The following is a 16,127-nucleotide window of genomic DNA, read 5'->3' as shown; positions in this document are numbered from 1 at the left end:
TCCGTCGCGAGCCGATCCATCTTCAGTCGGCAGCGGTGGCAAAGGCCGCTTGACAGGCCAAGATCGCTGGGTGGGCACTGCTACCCGACCTACTCGCCATGAAGAGGCTTCGCGAGTAGAACTCCGGTTCACCGATCCGAACGAGAGGCAAGGACGGCGACGCTCCGACAAAGAGGAGGTCGGGCAGGAGCGCGAGCGCCAACCCCGCTTCGGCCAGCCTCCGATGCACTACGACATCATCAGTCTCGTACGGCACATCAGGTTCGAAACCTGATGCACGGCAGCGCTCTACCGCCCAAGCGCGAGAGGCTGCGCCGACCGGCTCCATGACCCAGGCTCGATCCGCGAATTCCGACAGATCCGCTGCATCGCCCTCCCGGTCGCCGGCCCCCGCGAGCCTGATCGGATCACGGGCGAGTTCGACCATCGCCACATTCGTCTGACGAGGAAGAAGATGGCCGGGATATTCCTCACCGACGACCAAGTCGAAATCGTGAAGGAGTTGAGGCAAGGCCTGTTCCGTTTCCGCCTGCGCGAATTCGATGCGCAACATCGGATGGGCGAGTGAGAGTGCACTCAGAACAGAAGGCAACAGGGCAAGTGCCGCAGTCTGAAACAACGCGATTCGTACGGTGCCGCTCAACTCGTGCATCGAATGCGCTATCTCCGCTTCCGCCGTCTCGACTTGGAGCAGAATCGACTCCGTGTGCCTGACGAGAATCTGCGCCTGGGGGGTCAGACGCAGGCGCCTGCCCACAGGTTCCAACAAGGGAACGCCGATCTCGGTCTCCAGCTGCGAAAGCTGTGCAGATATTGTGGAAGGACTGTACGAAAGCGCTTGTGCAACAGCAGCGATAGTCCCACGGTAGTTGAGTTCGCGGAGCAGGGTCAAGCGATGCAGATCCACAGGTCTCCCTCGTACTCGGACAAGCTCACCGCGCAGCCGAACGGATCGATTGTTGCATTCGAACGGCCAGGAATCTCCGAAGCCGCCGTTCTGATCATTGGAGATGCCGTATCCGCAGGTGAACCATGAGGCGAAACCGAGTGTCGGCGTCGTCGAGATCGAAGAGCTGCAGACTTCGCAGCTTACTCAAACGGTACCGAAAAGTGTTGGGGTGCACGTGAAGCGATGCAGATGCCTCTCCGATGTCACCGAATGCGCTTAACCACGCCTCGAGAGTCGACAGGTACACCGTCGAGTGTTCCTCGTCGTGGCGCGCGATAGCAGTGAGCGGGCCCAAGAGAGAAAAGCCTTCGGCAGCGGACTCCCGTGACACCTGTAACAGCAGTGCGTCGACGTACACCGACCGGAAGGTAGTCACGCATCCGTCGATGCGTCGCGTACGCAGAATATCGAGCGCATGATCGGCGTCGCGCCGTGATCGTCCGAGGTCCTCTGGCCGGGACATAACTCGACCGACCCCAAGGATTGTGTCGCCATGCGCACCGACTCGGTCGAGAAAATCCGACGAGATGCGTGCGGCATCTGCATCTGCGTCTGCGCCGTGCGATCGACTGGGAAGCGCGACCACTGCATATCCGATGCCGTTGATCATCGCGACTACCGACTGGCCGTATACCGCTCCGAGGTGCACGGCGAAGGCATCCACAAGCCGCCCGAGATGAGCTGTCCCGTCCGGTCTGTCACGGTGAAGGCCCGAGCGTCTACCGAGCGCGATCACCATCGCCGAACCCGAGCCCAGCCCAGCGCGTTCCGTAGCCGATACTGCAGCGGATCCGCCTTCCACAAGGTCCGCAAGCAACTCCGACTGCCGCCGCTTCACTGGATCGGCCGCTGTGCGAAGTTCGATCATGCGAACGGCGACGAGCTGAGCCGAATCCGCCAACGCGCGCGTTCGAGCAAGTGTCAGGTTGCCGTCCACGGCGGCCCACATCGATCCCAGGTACTCGTCGCCGGCACGAATGGCGACCGCGACGCGATCGAGGCGAGTACCCAGTGACGCGCCCGAGATCCACACCGGCTCGCTACTGCGGTAGATCTTGTCGAAGATGCCGGCTTCTTCGATCAGCCGACGGTATTGGTCGGGAACCTGCCGCTCCAGAACGGTCGCAATCCGGGAATCGTCACCCTCGTCCTGCCGACCGGAAAAGGCGATGACGTGAGAATTGCGATCCTCGATAGTGATCGGTGCGTCCAAGAGCGCGCTGACAGCATTGGCGAAGGTGAACAGGTCGCCATCCGAGCCGACCGGGCGACTCGAGCCAGGAACAGACAAGGCTCGCTGGATAAGTCCGGTCAGGTCTGCCCAGGAAACGCCGCGCGACGCAGACAACACAGTGACGCCACTCCATGAAGCGACTTCGCCATCATCGGCACCCTGGCCAGGCCTGCCGCGAATCACTACAACCTGGACGCCGGAGCCGCGCAGCAGCGACGCCGTCGAAGCCATTTTCACCCGACCCTCGACTCCGACGAGAAGAACCACGGATGCGGGACCGAGCTCAGACTCCACACCGGGCTCGTAGATTGCTACCGATCCGACCTCGTGCGAGAGGTCCGCTCCCCGAGGCGCAGCGAGAATCGACGCGCCGACACCTTCGAGGAGCTCACTCAACGACACCGTGCGTTGCGGAACTGCGTGCGACTTTGCTCGTTCGACGGTTTCCATGAATCAATGTTGATCGACCAATTGATTCGTGAATAGCGACAATACTCGCCCGTTATCGTTCGGAATTTCCGAAGCGTTCGTGGACCGTCATCAGGAAAGCTTGGAAACCCAGTCGCTACTGCGTGTGTCAACGATCTTGCCGTTCGCCACGACGGTGGGGGTCCCGGTCGATCCGGCATCCTTGAGCGCCTGGCTGGCAATTGCGGCGTTGGCTGCGGCGGCCTCGACGTTGGTACCGGAAGAGATGCAGGTTGCCACGTCCTCGGATGCTCCCGCATCCCGAGCGATCTGGGCGAGGTCGTCGTTGGTGTGGTCGCTGCTGCCGCCCTCCGCAGGCTGCGTGTCAGTCGCGAAAAGCTTTGTGTGGAATGCGGAGTACGCGATCGCGTCGCCACTCTGGGCAACGCACAGCAGAGCGGCGCCGGCCCGCGTGGAGTAGTCACCGCTGCCCGACGCCCGATTGAGGAAGTTCAGCATGTGGTAGCGAACAGCGACGTCACCGTTGTCGACGGCAGCCGAGAGCGCCTGGCCACTGAGGTGCTCGAGAGCCGCGCAGGCCGGGCACAGCGGATCCTCGAAGAGATCAATGGTCGTTGCGGCGCTGGGCTTGCCGAGCAGCACCACGCCGTTGTCCTGCACCGTGACGGCAACTTCGGAATTCTGCACGGAGCCGTAACCGTCGTTCTGGGGCTTGTTCTTGTTGTTCGTCCACAAGACACCGCCGATGACGAGGGCCGCGATCACGAGTACTGCGAGGCCACCGATGATGTAGGTGGAGCGGCTCGAGACCGGTTCGGGCGAGTATTTGTTCTTGCTGCTCTTGGTGCTCACGCTGATGCAGTCCTTCGTGCGTCGAAACGATTTACCGATTGCTTACCTTGCCACTGAAGACTGAGTATCCACTGAGAACGCCGCGCGTGATCCGGGGCCCAATGCCAGCGGCGAACGCGGGAACACGAGCAGCCACACGGCAAGCGCCATGAAGCCGAGGTCCCGGAGTATCTCCTTCAGATAGTCCCAAGCACCGACGTCAGCAGCACCGCCGCCGCCGAAACATCCACAGTCGATGGACAATCCCCTGGCCCACACCGAAATGATCACCGCAATGAGGACCGTGAGAATCACCACCGAGACTGCGGCGGATACTCGAACCGCCAGACCGACGAGGATCAGCAGTCCCAGGACTATTTCGACCAGGGGAAGAGCCGTCGCCACCGGACCCACCAGTGACTCAGGCAACAGTTGATAGGCACGCACCGCGATCTTCGTCTGCACGGGATCAAGGAACTTGAGCCCGCCTGAAATCAGCCAGACGGCCGCCAAGCCCAATCGGGCTACAAGACTCACGATGCGAATTGCCACGCGATCGAGAGTACAGAATGCCCGGTCAGTCCAGGTTTGTCCGCGCAGGCGTATCCGTAAGCACCGTCACATCAGTCATATCTTCGACGACGGATTCGACTGGCTTCGTTCGCGACGGGACGAACAACCAACCCGTAGCCGACACGACGACGACGGCTCCCATCACCGCGAAGGCTGCCGAGTACGACACATGCTGGGCGATCAGCCCGGCACAAATCGGCGCCACTACCCCACCGATGTCCGACATCATCTGGAATACCGCCAGGACGGGTCCGCCGCGAGCCGTCGACCCGAGCACATCGGCAACTGCTGCTTGTTGAGCCGGGCTCATGAGCCCTGAACCGACGCCCGTCACTGCAGCGATGGCAAAGAACACCACGAGGTTGTCCGTGAATCCCATCGCGATTGTGCCCGCACCACAGATGAGCAGGCCGCTCACGACAAAGGGCTTGCGTCCGAAGCGGTCCGAGAGTCGTCCGGAAACGATCAATACCAACGCATTGCCGACGGCAAAGATCGTGAGGGCGTAGGCCGCAATCGAGGGGTCTCGGCCGAGGAACTCGACGACGAACAGAGGGACCATGGCAACGCGAACTCCGAAGATCACGCCGCCGAAGGCGAGGTTCGATCCGAGCGCTGCCCGATACACCGGCGACTGGAGGCCTTCGGTGAGAGTCATCGACTTCACATCGACAGCCTTGTCCGGTGACGCCAGGTGAGATCCACGCAGGCTCACGAAGACAACGAGCGCGGCGATCACCAACGCAATTGCGTAGATGACGAACGGCATCCGGAGACCGAACTGCAACAGCGCACCGCCGACCAGCGGCCCGCCGATCGATCCCATGAGAAAGCTTGTCGCGTACAGACCCGACACACGGCCGCGACTGTCCGGCGGTGACATGCGAATGATCAGCCCGAGAGCCGACACCGTGAACATGGTCGACCCGATGCCGCCCAATGACCGGAACAGCAGAAGTTGCCAGTACTCCCCCGCGAAAGCGCACGCGCCGGTCGAGACCGCGACGATCAGAAGGCCGACGATGTAGACCGGCCGCTCACCGAGTTTCTGTACCAAAGAGCCGCTCATCGGCGCGAACACCAATCGCATGAACGCGAAAGACGAGATCACGATCGTGGCGGCGGTGACCGATACATCGAAGCTTCGCGCGAACTGCGGTAGTGCCGGAGCGACCAATCCGAACCCGAGGGCGATGACGAAGCTGGCGGCGACCAGTACCCAAATTTCCTGTGGCAGCTTGGCTGCACGAGTTTTCATGTCGCCCGGAATTCTAGCCGGGCGACATGAGGGGTCCGCGAGCTAGTTCGCCTTCAAGACGCCGGACACCAAGTCCTTGGCCGCTGCCTGGACCTGAGCCAGATGATCGGTGCCCTTCATCGACTCGGCATAGATCTTGTACACGTCCTCCGTGCCGGACGGCCTCGCTGCAAACCACGCATTTTCCGTCGTCACCTTGAGACCACCGATGGCCGCACCGTTTCCAGGCGCCGCTGTCAGTGTCGCGGTGATCGGTTCACCCGCCAGTTCGGTTGCACTCACCTGATCAGGAGACAGCTTTGCCAGGACTGCCTTCTGGGCGCGTGTTGCGGGCGCATCGATACGTGCGTACGCGGGGCTCCCGAACTTCTCGGCCAACGCGGCGTAGTGCGCTGACGGAGACTTTCCCGTCACAGCGGTGATTTCCGATGCGAGCAGCGCAAGGATGATGCCGTCCTTGTCCGTCGTCCAAACGGAACCGTCGTGTCGGAGGAAGGACGCGCCGGCGCTTTCCTCGCCGCCGAACCCCACAGACCCGTCGAGCAATCCTGGAACGAACCACTTGAACCCGACCGGAACCTCGAGCAATTCGCGGCCCAGGCTGCTGACCACGCGGTCGATCATCGAGGAACTCACGAGGGTCTTGCCGACCTTGGTATCTGCGCCCCACCCTGGCCGGTTCGCGAACAGGTACTCGATGGCAACGGCGAGATAGTGATTCGGGTTCATCAAACCGCCGTCGGGAGTGACGATGCCGTGGCGGTCGGAGTCCGCATCGTTTCCGGTCGCGATGTCGTAGCGATCCCGAATCCCGATCAGCGACGCCATCGCGTCGGGCGACGAGCAGTCCATGCGGATCTTGCCGTCTGTGTCCAGCGTCATGAACCGCCAGGTCGGATCGACAAGAGGATTCACCACTTCGAGGTCGAGTCGATGAGTTTCGGCGATCGCGCCCCAGTAGTGGACACTTGCCCCGCCGAGGGGGTCTGCACCGATCCGGATTCCGGCGTCGCGGATCGCATCGAGATTGAGAACAGAGGGGAGGTCTTCGACGTAGTAGCGGAGGAAGTCGTAGCGTTCGACGCGGTCCAGCGCCTGCGCTGCCGTGACGCGTCTTACCCCGGAAAGTCCTTTGCGCAGTAGCTCGTTCGCTCGATCGGCGATAACCGACGTCGCATCCGTGTCGGCGGGTCCGCCGTGCGGCGGGTTGTATTTGAAGCCGCCGTCACGCGGCGGATTGTGTGACGGTGTCACGACGATACCGTCGGCCTTGGCCTCCGGCCCCGTCGAGTTGTACCGCAAAATCGCGTGACTGACGGCCGGGGTGGGCGTGTAGGCGTCGCGTGAGTCGACAAGAACGACGACGTCGTTGGCGACAAGGACCTCCAACGCGGAGAGCCAGGCGGGTTCGGACAGAGCATGTGTATCGCGGCCGATGAACAGCGGACCGTCGATACCTTGCGAAGCGCGGTACTCGACGATCGCCTGGGTCGTGGCCAGAATGTGAGCTTCGTTGAAGGCGGAATCGAGACTGGAACCGCGATGTCCGGAAGTGCCGAAAAGTACCTGCTGCATCGGGTTCTCGGGATCCGGGGTGCGCGTGTAATACGCGGTGACCAGATGAGGAACGTCGATCAGATCCTCTGGCAGAGCCACTTGTCCTGCTCGTTCGTGCGCCACGAATCCCCCTCGGCCCGGTGGTCGACCACTGTGTCGACGCGACTGTGAACAATTGTCTACCCTGGCCGCGTGGCGTGCACGCTCGACGCCGAATACGTCAGTCCGTGATCTGGATTCCCACCCACGCAGCGGACAAGCCGACGATCAGACTGACGACGATGTAGATCAGAGAGAGCATCGTCCGACGCCGCTCGACCATGCCCACATTCTCGGTCGCGAAGGTCGAGTAGGTGGACAAGCCACCGCAGAAGCCAGTCGCCAGGAGCGCGGCCATCTCGGCGGAAAGAGCGGCCCCGGTGAACAATCCGAGTAGGAAGCAGCCGATCACGTTCGCGGCGAACGTCGCAGCCGGGAATCCCTTGTAAGCGGGCACATACCGCGCCAGCAGGTACCGGCCACTCGCACCCGCGCCGCCGCCGAGTGCCACCAGGAGCACCGTCATGCCGACACTCCGTCCCGCGCGCGGATCCAGCGTTCACCGAGCCCTTTGCCCAGCGCTGCGGCGAGGATGGCGGGAATCAGCGTCCCGAGTACATAGAGAATCGATCGCCACGGACTCTCCGTCACCGCGTGAACCGCGAATGACGAGAAGGTCGTGAAGCCGCCGCAGAACCCGGTGCCGAGAAAGAGATACCCCACCTTGTTGTGGACCAGCAGGGCCGCGAGTATGCCGAGAATGAGCGAGCCGACGACGTTGATGACCAGCGTCGTCCAGATGTGGGGGAACAGCTCTCCCAGGCCGTATCGGCTCAGTGCCCCCAATGCTCCACCGACGGCAACCGCGCTTACCGCAGCCGGCAGCTTCAGATCACCCATGCTCTCGCCTCACCCGAAAGAGCCTACGTCCCGGATCGGGCTTTCGGCGGGCGCGGAATGAAGTAGCTTGTCCGCTGCTGATACTCGCGATAGCCCGGGCGCTGTTCCATGTGTCGCTCGAGCAACCGCGCTCCGGTGGCGAAGACCAGGAAGTACGTCATGGCGATCGGCGAGAGGATGGTCAACACCCCCGGCCACACCGACGCCGAGACGAGGAAGATCCCCCACCAGACGCACGCGTCGCCGAAATAGTTGGGATGACGCGTCCACGCCCACAAACCTTGATCCATGATGTGTCCACGGCTGCCCGGATCGGATTTGAACTCCTCCATCTGCCGATCGCCAACCGTCTCGAACGTGACGCCGACAATCCACAGCGCGATACCGAGTACGACAAGAAGCCCGAAGCTGCCGTGCGACACCGCAGCGACCTGGATCGGCAGGGACACGAACCACAATGAAATCCCTTGCGTGAGATAGATCTTGCGGATCGCGTAGAGCGTTCGGTTACCCGTCGTTCGTCCGAGCATTTCCTCGTACCGCGGATCTTCACCCTTGCCGCGCGAGCGGATCGCCATATGGGTCGCCAAACGCAGACCCCAGATCGCCACGAGCGCAAGCATCAACAGTCGACGCCAGAGGTCGCCGCTTCCGACTGCCGCTGACACGAGTGCGATCACCACGAAACCGGCACCCCAGGAAACGTCGACGACATTGTGCCGCCCGATTCGCACGCCGATGGTGGCCGTCACTGCCATTCCGATGGCGATCGCCAGCAGACTCGTGAGCGTGACCACACCGAACGCGCCCCAGTCGAATCCGTTCATCGCCGCGGCACCCACTGCGGCCGTAACGGTTCCATGCCCGATCGACCATCACCGAGCGGCCGGACCGACAAAATCTGATCGACGCCCATCCTGCCGTCCCGAAAAGCCATTCCTCCCCCGACGAGGTATAGACGCCACACCCGAGCGACTTCGACGCCCACAAGTTCCACGACGCGGTCCCAATTCGATTCGAAAGTCTCGATCCAAGCGTCCACTGTGCGCACGTAGTGCTCACGCAGGGCGTGGACGTCGCGGACTTCGAGTCCACCTTCCTCGATCATCGCAACGGTGCGACCGACCGGCCTCATGTGCATGTCCGGCGCGATGAACGACTCGATGAACGGACCTCCCCCGGGATGCGCGCCGGTGCGCGACATCTGCTGAATCAGCACACGCCCACCCGCAATAACGTTGTCGTGGAGCGCTTTCACGTACGTCGGGTAGTTGTTTTCGCCGACGTGCTCACCCATCTCGATCGAAGCGACCGCATCGAACGGACCATCGGGGATCTCGCGATAATCTTGTAATCGGATCTCGACCCAGTCTTCCAAACCAAGTGCGCGGATCTTCGCGTCGACAAAGGCCTTCTGCTCAGCCGAGATCGTGATGCCGACAACCCGAGCGCCGTACTCCCGCGCCGCATGCAGACTCAGCGAGCCCCAACCACAGCCGACATCGAGAAACCGCAAGCCTCGCGCTCGATCAAGGCCGACCTTGCGGCACACCAGGTCCAGCTTGTCTGTCTGCGAGTCTTCGAGCGTGTATTCAGGTGAATCGGAAGTCCAGTAACCCGAGGAGTACGCCATGTTCTCGTCGAGGATCAGCTCGTAAAAATCGTTCGACAAATCGTAGTGGTGCCCGATCGCCTCGCGGTCGCGGGCAAGACTGTGCAAGCGGCCTTTCACTTGGGCCTGCGACGCCGGTGGAGCCAAAGGTCTCCCGAAAACACCAAATGACCGCGCGGCCTTGACCGCAGCCAGGACGAGCGACGGTGTCGGGGTAATCGACCCGAGTCCCCGCTCGGCAGACACCTTCCACACGTGTATGAGCGCATCGCCCAGATCGCCCTCGACGTCGAGTTCGCCGAGAACATATGCCTGCGCAGCTCCCAACTCTCCGGGATTCCAGAGCAAGCGTCGCAAAATGTTCGGGCTGTAGAGCGTCACCTTCGGAGCATCCTCGGGTCCTGCGATGCTGCCGTCCCATGCAGTCAACCGCACCGGAAGCTCGCCGCCGACAAGTGGACTGAGAATTTCCGACAGACGGCCCGCAACGCCGGCACCCTTAATCGTTCGATCCATCGTAGCGGTCATCGCTGGTTCCTCCGATCGAGAACAATTTGCTGGACGTCGAGATACCCCGATCGGAAGCCCGCCTCGGAATAGCAGAGATAGAAATGCCACATGCGCGCGAACACTGCGTCGAACCCGAGCGCAGACGCCTCGTCGGTGCGAGCGCTGAAACGCTCGTCCCACAGCCGCAACGTCTGCGCGTAGTGATCGCCCATCGACATCCGCTCACGCACCCGGAGCGTCGTCAAACGTTCTGTGACATCCTCGATCGCCCGCACCGACGGAAGAAACCCACCGGGGAAGATGTACTTGTGCACCCAGGTATAGGTGTTGCGGGTCGCGAGCATTCGATCGTGGGGCATCGTGATCGCTTGGATAGCCGCGCGCCCACCGGGCGCCAACAGAGCGTCGATCGTCTGGAAGTAGCTTCCCCAGTACTGGTGGCCAACGGCCTCGATCATCTCGACCGACACAACGGCGTCGTACTCCCCCTGCACCTGCCGATAGTCGAGAAGGTCGACCTGAACGCGATCTGCCAGTCCCGCAGCGCTGATCCGCTTCGCTGCCAATTCCTGCTGTTCGACCGAAAGAGTCACCGAGCGCACCGTTGCGCCGCGCTCTGCCGCCCGGATCGCCAATTCTCCCCAGCCTGTACCGATTTCGAGCACTCGTGAACCTGGACCGACACCCGCGCCGTCCAGCAGGCGATCGATCTTCCGGTGCTGAGCAGCCGCGAACACTTCCCACGACGGGGACGCTCCTACCGACAGATCCTCGAAGAGTGCACTGGAATAGGTCATCGTGTCGTCAAGGAACAGTTCGAACATCTCGTTCGAGAGGTCGTAGTGCCTGGAGATGTTCGAGCGCGTGTTCTGCGTCGAATTCCGCTCACTGCGAGGCTGCTTCGGAATGTACAGGCCTCGCAACCGCTGCAGGAAGTCGGGAATCAGCGTCGCCACGCGGGAGGCGAAGACTTCCAGGACCGCGGTGAGGTCGGAAGCTTCCCAATCGCCCGCCATGTACGACTCGCCGAATCCGATCAAGCCACTGTCGCCCACACGAGCGGCGAAGTCGTCCGGGCGATGAATGACCATCAACGGCGAATCCGGGCTACCGCCGCCGGAGAATTCACCGTTCGGCATCTGAACACGCAGCGGCAAGCGCGCGACCGCCTTGTGAAACAGAGCGCGGGCAACCGGCGACGCAACCCGCACTTTGAAGCCGCTGGGCACCGTGGCAACGCCTGGCCACCGCTCGGTTTCGATCGTGTGAGCGGAAGGTTCGGTGCCGAGAGTGGTTGTGGTCATTGCACTGCCTCCTGCGGGTGATGTTGCGGTCGGGGAATGATGGGTAAGCGCCTGGCCCACAGCCGGATTCCTTGAAATCTGATCTGCGCGGCGACTCGGAGCGGAGCCAGCGGGACGGAGAGCGCACTGCGAACGATCTCGCGCGTCGTTGCCGGCACGCAACGACCTGACACCGTGGCTACGAATGGCGCCTTGCCGTCTCGGGCCAGAACTATCGAGAGCGCGAGCGCGGTGTCAGGTAGCGGGAGTCGCATCCGGTACTCGCCGTCCAGATCGTTGAACGGAGACACGTAGAACTCTTTGGTCGTGCGAGCGGCGCCACGTTCGTCGGGTTCGAGCAGGTAGCAGTGCCGCTCACCGTAAGTGTTGTGAACCTCCGCCACGACACACCGCTGACTGCCGTCGTCGTTCAAGCACCAGAACACGCTCAGCGGGTTGAAAACATGGCCGAACACACGTGCGTTCGCAAGCATGAGGATCCGGCCACCGGAGAAGTCGAATCCGTTGGTCGCCAGAAAGGTCTCGACGTTGGTACGAATCGATCGGGTGGGGTCGCCGAGGTGATCTCCGGCGTCGAACGTCGCCAGGGGACGCAATGCCTTCGGGAGCTCGGGCAAATCGTCGACGTCGACGAGCCAGCTGTAGCTTCGGTACTCGAACTCGTTGTGCAACGGTTGCGTTCGTACATGCCGAATGCTCGTGTGAACGATGGACGGCGTGATGGGTGCGGTCACGGCCACCGACCTCCGACGCGTTCGGCGGCGCGCAGGCCCGACAGTGCACCGTCCTCGTGGAAGCCCCATCCGTGGTACGCGCCGGCAAACGCGAGCACGTTCGAGTCCAACTCGGGAAGCCGTCCCTGAGCGGCGACGGAGGTCGGCGTGTACTGCGGATGCTCGTAGGTCATCTGATCGATTACCGACTCCGGCGACACCATCTTGTCGCCCCCCAAGGTCACTATGTAGCGCCGGCCGGTATCTGGGAGCCGTTGCAACCTTGTCATGTCATAGCTGACCAGAACGTGATCGGGCTTCGCGTTGCATTCAGGGATGTAGTAGTTCCATGACGCGCGCGCATTGGTATTGTCGGGCAGCACATTTTCGTCGGTGTGAAGTTGGGTGTGATTGACGGAGTACGGCATTGCGCCGAGGACCTGGGATTCGACGGCCGTCGGCTCGGCCAAAATCTTCAGCGCTTGCTGCGGATGCGTTGCGACCACAGCTGCGTCGAAGGTCTGGATTTGGTCGTCGCCGTCGCGAATGTCAACGCGATCGCCGAACCGGTGGATCGCGCGCACCGGGGTGTTCAGCCTGATGTCGCCGATACTCTTGGCAACGAGGCGAACGTATTCAGCCGACCCCCCGGTGACCGTCCGCCAGGTCGGCGATCCCGTCACACTCAACATTCCGTGATGATCGAGGAACGAGAACAGATACCGCGCAGGATATTTCAGCGCCGAGCCGGGATCACACGACCAGACTGCCGACACCAGCGGCGTCATGAAATGAGCGGTGAAGTAGTCGGAGAACCGGCCGCTGCGCAGAAACACTCCCAGTGTCTGGTCGGGTGCGGACGGATCCGTGTTGTCGAGCAACGCGCGGGCACGGCGATGGAAGCGCTTGACCTCCATCAGCATCGACAGAAAACTGCCATTCACCAGCAACCCCGGCGTCGGCAGAACGCCGCGCAACCCTTGCCCGCCCGAGTACTCGAGCCCGCAACCCCCACACCTGACCGACATACTCATATCGGATTCCTGCGTAGGCACATCGAGTTCTGCGAACAATCGCAACAATGTCGGATAGGTGCGGTCGTTGTGGACGATGAATCCGGTGTCGATGGCGAGGCTTCGCCCTTCCGGGTCGGTGACCGAATGGGTGTCCGCGTGCCCACCGAGCCGTGAATCCGCTTCGTAAAGCGTGACGTCACTGTCCTTACTCAGCACCCACGCCGCTGTCAGGCCCGCGACCCCACTGCCGACGACTGCAACCCTGCGCTTGTCGGAACTCATCGTCGTTCTCCCGTCTTCGTTGCGGCTACCCCGCGACTCATCCCTGCAACTGCATCGGCGACGAGGCGATGCCAGGTCGCGGCCCGGCGGAGCATGAAGTGACCTGCGCCGTCGATGCCGAGCCATTCAGCGCTCTTTCCCGACTTCTGCAGTTCGTCAACTTTCCGACGAGACCCTGCCGGGTCGGTCCACGAGTCGGCCGTGCCGTGGAGCACTACCAGTGGGGTGTCCGAACGCAGGGCAACCGGTGTTCCTTCCGGCCACCACGGCGCCAGCGCAACCACGCCGACCACCGCCGGATCGCCACACAGTTCAGCGGCAACTCGTCCGCCCATCGAGTGCCCCAGCAGGATCACCTGATCTTGTGCATCACGTTTCGTGATCGACTCCAGTGCGGCTCGTGCATCGGCGACCGGACTGCGCTCGGCGCCGTTCCAACCACGGACCCGGTACCGAACCTGCACCGCGGTCACACCGGAGCGGCGAAGCTGAGCGGTGAACGGACACATCCGAAGGTTGGACAGCTGCCAGGCTCGGGCAGGGCGATGGCTCGAGACCTTTCCCCCAGGCAGCACGAGTACCACCAGGTGCTGGTCACCGTCCTGCTCTTGCCGTCGCTTAGGCGTCATGCAAGGTATTCGGAGCCGAAAACCATTTGGATGGGGCTCGTAGAATTTCTTTGTGAATCGTGAAGCAGCCGTCGGTGACGTCCTCGACGCCATGGACGCCAACTTGGTCTCCCATGCCTGCCACCTGCATGAACACCTACCGACGGCGTCGGTCACTCTCGCTGCAGATGTTGTCGTCGCAGACGGCGGCCTCGCCGACGACACTTTCAACATCATCGCTGGCGCTCGCTTAGCCGTACCTGATGAAGGCCCAGACAAAGACCGACGACTGCTCGGAATTCTCTCGTCGATTCGAGCAACGGGACGTCCGTTCTCCTGGTGGACGGGTCCGCGCGACACGCCCTCTGACCTCGGCGCTCGGTTGTCAGCCCTCGGCTGCGCGCGCTCCGAGGAAGAACGAGCGATGACGGCGGACCTAGAGGTCGTCCCGCACCCAACGCCTGTCCCGGAACTCTCCGTTCAGCGAGTGACGACTCGTTCACAGCTCGCCGACTATGCCGCCGTGATGGCCGCTAATTGGTCGCCGCCCTCGGCGGCAGTAATTGGTTTCTTCGAAGAAACTGCCGATGCCGTCCTCGATGAGCGTTCGCGCAGTTCGTTTGTCGTGGGGTACGCGAACTCCCGTCCCGTCGCCGGAGCAGAGGTCCATTTTGCTGCCGGCGTCGCCGGACTGTACGGCGTCGTCACACTCGAAACGGCCCGCCGACGCGGATTCGGCTCGGCGGTCACACTTGCCGCACTCGACATCGCCCGCGCGCGGGGTGCCCGAATCGCCGTACTTCAGGCGTCCAGCGACGGCGCGCAGCTCTATCGAAACCTCGGCTTCGAGGATGTCGGCACCTACACCGAGTACTCGATCGGCTCCAGTTAGACGTCCCCGCGGGGACGCTTTCAGTCCGCATCCATGGATGTGTGTCGGTACCCACATCTAATATCGAACATACATTCGAAACAATGTCGGACGCGCGCCGGGGGCAACGATGAACGCAGCACTGATCGATAACGCAGCACTGATCGATGAAGAAACGCGGGGTTTCGCCCGAGAGGACGTGGAGGAACTCGGCTCCGAAATCTGCGCTCTCGCCGGCCAGATCGCCGCGGCCACCGCCCGATTCCTCACCCTCCTGTCGAAATTCGACGAAGACCGCGGCTGGACCGGCCCTGGACTGCACTCGTGCGCCCACTGGCTGTCGTGGAAATGTGGAATGAGCCTGCACACCGGCAGGGAATACGTTCGCGTCGCCAAAGCGCTCCGATCATTGCCCGAGATGCGGAAGGCCTTCGAACAAGGCCGCCTGTCCTATTCGAAGGTTCGCGCACTCACCCGGGTCACCACGCCGTCCAACGAAAAGCAGATGGTTCGGTTCGGCTGTGAAGCACCCGCAGCCCAGATCGATCGTCTCGCCGCCGGTCTGCGTAAAGCAACCGACAACGAATCCGGCAAACGCAGAGCGCTCGAACACCCTCGGGTCCGCTGGTATTGGGACCCCGATACGGGCGAATTTGTCATCAAAGGACGCCTGCCGGCGCAGGACGGCGCCCGAATCCTCGCAGCGTTGGCGGTGGCGGAACGTGAACGCACCCGAACCACCGCCATCCGCCCCGTCGACGAGACGGCCACAAAGAACCCAGTCGGAAACATCGGGCCAGGCCTGGTCGCAATGGCCGACCTCGCCACCACCGCGGTCGCAGACCGCACGTCCAAGGCCGCCGTCAACGAAGTTGTGTTCTTCCACGAAGCGAACACCGTCCGAGTACCGAGTGGACCCGCGCTCCCCCAAAATGCCGCCGAGGAAGTGCTCTGCAACGCGAAACTTCGTCTGGGAACGACAAAGGGGGGATGCGTTCTGAATCTGGGCCGACGGACCCGCGTCGTCAGCGCCAAACAAATGTTGGCATTGATTTACCGCGACGGATGTTGCCGCACACCAGGTTGCGGGCGGACTCGTTTCCTGCACGCGCACCACGTCAAATTCTGGGGACGCGGCGGCACCACGGACTTGGACAACTTGATCATGCTTTGTGGAACCTGCCACCGCGCGCTGCACGACGGCCAGTTCACGATCACTGCACTCGGCGAGCAGAAGTTCGAGTTCCTTTACGCCAATGGAGACGCCATCGACCCAGCACCTCCGACCGAGGGATTCGCCGATGGCCTACTGCGCGGAGACATACCCGACGATGCGATCGTCCCTACATGGGACGGCGAGCCCCTCCACCTCGATCACGCGGTCAGCGTCATCCTCGACAGCTGGGCAGCATGAACAACATTGGTCTAGTCCAATTTGAAC

Annotated in this window: 16 protein-coding genes; 2 read left to right on the top strand and 14 right to left on the bottom strand. The window is 62.4% G+C overall.

Translation table 11 applies throughout. The features are described from left to right. Positions 1-22: 22 nt before the first annotated feature. The 14 genes from QM716_RS07990 to QM716_RS07925 form a co-directional block, all read right to left on the bottom strand. On the bottom strand, positions 23-907 hold the full coding sequence (locus QM716_RS07990; RefSeq protein WP_283303654.1) for a LysR family transcriptional regulator: 885 nt from the start codon (positions 905-907) through the stop codon (positions 23-25). Between the two features lie 94 nt (positions 908-1,001). After that, complete coding sequence (locus tag QM716_RS07985; protein WP_283303653.1) at positions 1,002-2,633, bottom strand: PucR family transcriptional regulator; 1,632 nt, start codon at positions 2,631-2,633, stop codon at positions 1,002-1,004. 90 nt (positions 2,634-2,723) lie between these two features. Then, positions 2,724-3,464 (bottom strand): DsbA family protein, encoded by a 741-nt coding sequence (locus QM716_RS07980; RefSeq protein WP_283303652.1) that lies wholly within the window; start codon positions 3,462-3,464, stop codon positions 2,724-2,726. Between the two features lie 42 nt (positions 3,465-3,506). Further along, positions 3,507-3,995 (bottom strand): MauE/DoxX family redox-associated membrane protein, encoded by a 489-nt coding sequence (locus QM716_RS07975; RefSeq protein WP_283303651.1) that lies wholly within the window; start codon positions 3,993-3,995, stop codon positions 3,507-3,509. Between the two features lie 25 nt (positions 3,996-4,020). Continuing rightward, a complete protein-coding gene (locus QM716_RS07970; protein ID WP_283303650.1) occupies positions 4,021-5,274 on the bottom strand; it encodes an MFS transporter in 1,254 nt (417 codons plus the stop codon). 42 nt (positions 5,275-5,316) lie between these two features. Continuing rightward, positions 5,317-6,954: a phosphoglucomutase (alpha-D-glucose-1,6-bisphosphate-dependent) gene (gene pgm, locus QM716_RS07965; RefSeq protein WP_283303649.1), complete on the bottom strand. Its 1,638-nt coding sequence runs from the start codon at positions 6,952-6,954 to the stop codon at positions 5,317-5,319. A 97-nt stretch (positions 6,955-7,051) separates the two neighbouring features. Further along, positions 7,052-7,396, bottom strand: a complete 345-nt coding sequence (crcB, locus tag QM716_RS07960; RefSeq protein ID WP_283303648.1) for a fluoride efflux transporter CrcB — start codon at positions 7,394-7,396, stop codon at positions 7,052-7,054. After that, positions 7,393-7,770, bottom strand: a complete 378-nt coding sequence (locus tag QM716_RS07955) for a fluoride efflux transporter FluC (RefSeq protein WP_283303647.1) — start codon at positions 7,768-7,770, stop codon at positions 7,393-7,395. The genes crcB and QM716_RS07955 overlap by 4 nt, the downstream gene beginning before the upstream one ends. Before the next feature lie 23 nt (positions 7,771-7,793). Next, positions 7,794-8,597, bottom strand: a complete 804-nt coding sequence (locus tag QM716_RS07950) for a DUF1295 domain-containing protein (protein ID WP_283303646.1) — start codon at positions 8,595-8,597, stop codon at positions 7,794-7,796. After that, entirely contained in the window at positions 8,594-9,910 is a 1,317-nt protein-coding gene (locus QM716_RS07945) for an SAM-dependent methyltransferase (protein ID WP_283303645.1), read from the bottom strand. Before QM716_RS07945 ends, QM716_RS07950 begins: the two co-directional genes overlap by 4 nt. Then, positions 9,907-11,196, bottom strand: coding sequence for an SAM-dependent methyltransferase (locus QM716_RS07940; RefSeq protein ID WP_283303644.1), 1,290 nt, complete (start codon positions 11,194-11,196; stop codon positions 9,907-9,909). The genes QM716_RS07945 and QM716_RS07940 overlap by 4 nt, the downstream gene beginning before the upstream one ends. Further along, positions 11,193-11,936, bottom strand: coding sequence for a DUF1365 domain-containing protein (locus tag QM716_RS07935; protein ID WP_283303643.1), 744 nt, complete (start codon positions 11,934-11,936; stop codon positions 11,193-11,195). Before QM716_RS07935 ends, QM716_RS07940 begins: the two co-directional genes overlap by 4 nt. After that, the gene (locus QM716_RS07930; RefSeq protein WP_283303642.1) at positions 11,927-13,207 is read right to left on the bottom strand and encodes an NAD(P)/FAD-dependent oxidoreductase; all 1,281 of its coding nucleotides are present in this window, start codon (positions 13,205-13,207) and stop codon (positions 11,927-11,929) included. Before QM716_RS07930 ends, QM716_RS07935 begins: the two co-directional genes overlap by 10 nt. Beyond that, positions 13,204-13,836, bottom strand: a complete 633-nt coding sequence (locus tag QM716_RS07925) for an alpha/beta fold hydrolase (protein ID WP_283303641.1) — start codon at positions 13,834-13,836, stop codon at positions 13,204-13,206. The genes QM716_RS07930 and QM716_RS07925 overlap by 4 nt, the downstream gene beginning before the upstream one ends. 52 nt (positions 13,837-13,888) lie before the next feature. On the opposite strand from QM716_RS07925, the gene QM716_RS07920 reads away from it, so the two are divergent. Further along, the gene (locus QM716_RS07920) at positions 13,889-14,707 is read left to right on the top strand and encodes a GNAT family N-acetyltransferase (protein WP_283303640.1); all 819 of its coding nucleotides are present in this window, start codon (positions 13,889-13,891) and stop codon (positions 14,705-14,707) included. A gap of 109 nt (positions 14,708-14,816) precedes the next feature. Continuing rightward, positions 14,817-16,100 (top strand): HNH endonuclease signature motif containing protein, encoded by a 1,284-nt coding sequence (locus QM716_RS07915; RefSeq protein ID WP_283303639.1) that lies wholly within the window; start codon positions 14,817-14,819, stop codon positions 16,098-16,100. The last annotated feature ends 27 nt before the right edge of the window (positions 16,101-16,127 follow it).

This window comes from Rhodococcus sp. IEGM 1409 (genome assembly GCF_030056735.1).
Taxonomy (GTDB): Bacteria; Actinomycetota; Actinomycetes; order Mycobacteriales; family Mycobacteriaceae; genus Rhodococcus_F.
Note: the sequence above shows the minus strand (reverse complement) of the source record. Positions and strands in the feature narration are given on the sequence as shown.